The following is a 3474-nucleotide window of genomic DNA, read 5'->3' as shown; positions in this document are numbered from 1 at the left end:
CTTCTCGAAACTGAAGCGTTTCAGGCGCGTTGCTACGCGCTACGAAAAAACCGCACGAAATTACTTCGCTGTCGTCGCTATCGCCGCAACTCTGCTCTGGCTAAGATAACTGTCCACGCGACCTAGCGCCAGAATTTCTTCCAGAATTTCTTCCGTGCTACGAGACGTTACGTTTTTTGTTGCTCCATGCTCGTGCAGAATTGTGTCGATCTTTTCTTGCAGATCGGGCCAAAGCCTGTCGAACAACGCAGTCAAGCGTATCTCAGGCATCAAGGAGCCCTCATCAGCGAGGTTCGCCGACTTGAGTAGTTTCAGAACATCGTCCTTAACGAAACTGGTAACTTGAAATTGCGATAATGGTTGAAGGACGTCTGCTGGACGAATACCGAATAGCAAAGGAGCGAGCCGAGACTCGTCCACTAATTTTGCAATTGCACCAGCCTCAAAATGCAACCATCGTGAACTCAGATTCTCTCGGGTTAGAATGACTAATCCGAACCGAGCCTCTTCAAGTTCCTTTCCGATATGGCTCGACCATCGCGCGCCTTTTTCGATAGACTCTGAGGACATGTAAGGCTCGACACCTTGGAGCACCATCGGCAACCATTCAAACAACCGCTCTGCGATCTTATGACTTAAGTCGCCCGACCAACTTATGAATAAGCGCATGCCCCTAGACTCTTAGGTAATTACAACTTCAAGTGTAGCCCCTTAAGGGTATTCAGCAAGGTGGGCTACCAACTTCTCACAGTTATTGCTGCGCAAGAGACTCACAATCAGATGGTCTGACTCGCCAAAGGTGCTCCTATGCCGCCGATCCACCATTTCTCTTCCCCGCCCGGCATCAAGGCCCCGCCGCTCTCCTTCGCTACCCGCGTCGGACTGCAATGACCGACAGTCTGACCGGCGTCTGGGACGGCAGCTATATTCAGCCGCAAGCTGGAATGGTCACGTTTCTGGCGACGCTTATCGAGTCCGGTGGCGCTCTCGGCGGAAGCGTGACCGAACCCTGCATGATGCCCGGCTGCCCGTTGAGCACCCACAACGCTTCGATTGCCGGTCATCGATCGGGCAGCGCAGTTTCGTTCGTTAAGCGCTACGAGCCGCCTGGCTACGGCTATGACACGGTCCACTATGAAGGCGTGGTCAATGCTGAGGCCACGGAGATCGATGGGCGCTGGAGGCTGCCGGGCTCGACGCTGTCGGGAACATTTCTGATGGTCCGCTCGACCAGGCCTGCACAATCGGTCGCAACCGAAGAACGGACCAAGGAGCCGGCGCGCTAGCGATAGCCGTATGAGCACGCGATATCCGGGTGATATGGCTCCCGGGGGCTCTCTTCCCACGGATAGCCCCATCGCGGAGACACCCTCACCCCGGCCCTCTCCCGCAAGCGGGAGAGGGAGCGCAGCGCTCATCGCGGATACAATTCGACCTGATCTCATCGTGCTCTAAGAAGTGATCGAACCTGAAGGGCCCCCTAATGACAAACTTTCGGATGCCGTTGCCAGCCATTTTGGTAGCTAGTCAGATTCTCCAGACATCCTAGAAACACGCGCAAGTCTCAATTGGCGGACATGGGGACAACGACATGCGATCGAATAGCGCCTTCCGCGCCAAAGCAAGAGCTGCATTTCGGATTGCGAATCGAGCCGAGCGCGACGGCTTGCACCTTGAGAACAGGGTAACCGGAACGCAACCTCGCCGCGATGAGTCCAAGAAGTCATCAGCAGTTGATGATCTGTCAGACCACATCCGCAGGTTCTGCGAGCGATTTTTCTCCGACAACAGAAGCCTCCTGTAAAGCGTCTTCGAGCGAAGCATGCCCTCGGACTTGATCCGAGGGATCCGAGGGTGGGCACCGGTTCCCGCATATTGAGAGGCCCATCATCGGATGTGCATTCGCGCGATCGGTTGGCTCATATCGGCTACTGATCTATCCTGCATCCCATCTGTCCAACGACGAGGATGCATGCATGTCCATAGAGCACCTCCCTCCCCCGCCCGGCGTCAAGGCGCCGCCGCTTTCGTTCGGCGCCCGCGTCGGCGATCTCCTCTTCATCTCCGGCATTCCCGGGTTCGACGCCAATGGCGGACTGCCTGATACGTTCGAGGCGCAGTTCGCCAACGTCGTCACCAACTTCAAGCGCGTGCTGGACGAGGCGGGCGCGACGGTGCGCGATCTCGCCAAGGTCAACGTGCTGCTGACGCGCGCCTCCGATGTTGCCACGATGAACAGGCTCTATGCCGAAGCGTTCGGCCCGGCGCCTTATCCTGCACGCACCACCTGCGTGGTGGTGGCGCTGCCCGATCCGAAGATGCTGATCGAGATTGAGGGCGTGGCAAGCCTTCGCGCTGCATGAGCGGCGCGCCCGCTCCGCACGAGCGGCTGCCCGACCAGCTTCAGCATAATCTGCGCCTGGTGTTCGTCGGCACCGCCGCGAGCCAGCGGTCAGCCGACCTCGGCCATTACTACGCGCATCCCGGCAACCGCTTCTGGCGGACGCTGCATGAGGTCGGCATCACGCCGCGCCGCTTTGAGCCGCATGAATTTCCGGCGCTGCTCGACCTCGGGATCGGCTTCACCGACATGTGCAAGACCGGCGCAGGCATGGATCACCAGGCGCTGGCCTTCCCTATCGATGTGCCCGCGTTCCGGAACAAGATGCTGGCTTACCGGCCGAAGACCATCGGATTCACCAGCAAGAAGGCTGCATCCCTGTTCTTCGTACGACCGACGCCGGCGATCGCGCTCGGCCGGCAAGCTGCGCTTCCCGATTTTCCAGATATCTTCGTACTGGCGTCGCCATCGGGCGCAGCTTCGGGAAGCTGGTCATTGCAGCCGTGGCAGGAACTGGCGGATTGGCTGCTATCTGGCGAGCGAGTGGAGGATCAACATACCGCCGCCCGAAGCAGTCGGTGAAATTGCAGTTCATAAAATCATTGCAGCCTTCCGATTTGGAAGGAGCAGGCTCTTGCCGTACCAATACCGCCACAAACGATCACAAAAGATCGGCGGCGCCTTACGCCGATCGCGGAGGCAGCCAAATAACAATTCGACAGGAGATACGTCATGCGTCGCGCTACCGCCCTCTGGCTCGCCACCTGCTCCGCTGTCGCGGCCTTCGCCGCCAGGCCCGCAGAGGCCGGCTATTACGTGATCCGCTGGGAGAACACCGGCATCTGCCAGATCTGGAACGAGGACCTGCAGCAGAAGCCGATGCAATGGCCCTCGACCTATCAGGTCGTCAGCAAGCCAGTCCCGACCTTCACCGCCGCGATGGCCGAGCAGCAACAGATGCGGACGCAGCGCCGCTGCACGTTGTGAGTTGCGGAATCGCAATACGCGTAGATGGGGTAACGGGCCGCGGTCTGCCCTCCAAGCAAGCCGCGCTTGCTACGGCGCTATGGGTGGCGCGCTGCGCGCGGCTTGCTTGGAGGGCGGGCGGTCGTCCCTCACATTGATGGTGTGAC

General features: G+C 59.1%; 5 protein-coding genes and 1 pseudogene. 5 read left to right on the top strand and 1 reads right to left on the bottom strand.

Annotation, left to right across the window (positions count from 1 at the left end; all coding sequences use genetic code 11):
* Positions 1-109: pseudogene (locus ACZIRK_RS44805) on the top strand (IS5/IS1182 family transposase); the annotation flags it as partial.
* Here ACZIRK_RS44805 and ACZIRK_RS44800 read toward each other — a convergent pair.
* A complete protein-coding gene (locus tag ACZIRK_RS44800) occupies positions 61-669 on the bottom strand; it encodes a toll/interleukin-1 receptor domain-containing protein (RefSeq protein WP_474419804.1) in 609 nt (202 codons plus the stop codon). The pseudogene ACZIRK_RS44805 and the gene ACZIRK_RS44800 overlap by 49 nt on opposite strands.
* Before the next feature lie 218 nt (positions 670-887).
* On the opposite strand from ACZIRK_RS44800, the gene ACZIRK_RS44795 reads away from it, so the two are divergent.
* The 4 genes from ACZIRK_RS44795 (at position 888) to ACZIRK_RS44780 (ending at position 3328) form a co-directional block, all read left to right on the top strand.
* On the top strand, positions 888-1286 hold the full coding sequence (locus tag ACZIRK_RS44795) for a hypothetical protein (protein ID WP_474419803.1): 399 nt from the start codon (positions 888-890) through the stop codon (positions 1284-1286).
* 690 nt (positions 1287-1976) lie between these two features.
* Positions 1977-2363, top strand: coding sequence for a RidA family protein (locus ACZIRK_RS44790; RefSeq protein ID WP_474419802.1), 387 nt, complete (start codon positions 1977-1979; stop codon positions 2361-2363).
* Positions 2360-2923: a mismatch-specific DNA-glycosylase gene (locus tag ACZIRK_RS44785; protein WP_474419801.1), complete on the top strand. Its 564-nt coding sequence runs from the start codon at positions 2360-2362 to the stop codon at positions 2921-2923. Before ACZIRK_RS44790 ends, ACZIRK_RS44785 begins: the two co-directional genes overlap by 4 nt.
* A 150-nt stretch (positions 2924-3073) precedes the next feature.
* A complete protein-coding gene (locus ACZIRK_RS44780; RefSeq protein WP_474419799.1) occupies positions 3074-3328 on the top strand; it encodes a hypothetical protein in 255 nt (84 codons plus the stop codon).
* Positions 3329-3474 lie beyond the last annotated feature (146 nt).

The organism is Bradyrhizobium sp. Leo114, assembly GCF_055229415.2.
Note: the sequence above shows the minus strand (reverse complement) of the source record. Positions and strands in the feature narration are given on the sequence as shown.

Coding starts and splice junctions, on each gene's coding strand:
- ACZIRK_RS44785 (WP_474419801.1), top strand. CDS start 2,360: ATGAGCGGCGCGCCCGCTCCGCACGAGCGGCTGCCCGACCAGCTTCAG.
- ACZIRK_RS44800 (WP_474419804.1), bottom strand. CDS start 669: ATGCGCTTATTCATAAGTTGGTCGGGCGACTTAAGTCATAAGATCGCA.
- ACZIRK_RS44795 (WP_474419803.1), top strand. CDS start 888: ATGACCGACAGTCTGACCGGCGTCTGGGACGGCAGCTATATTCAGCCG.
- ACZIRK_RS44780 (WP_474419799.1), top strand. CDS start 3,074: ATGCGTCGCGCTACCGCCCTCTGGCTCGCCACCTGCTCCGCTGTCGCG.
- ACZIRK_RS44790 (WP_474419802.1), top strand. CDS start 1,977: ATGTCCATAGAGCACCTCCCTCCCCCGCCCGGCGTCAAGGCGCCGCCG.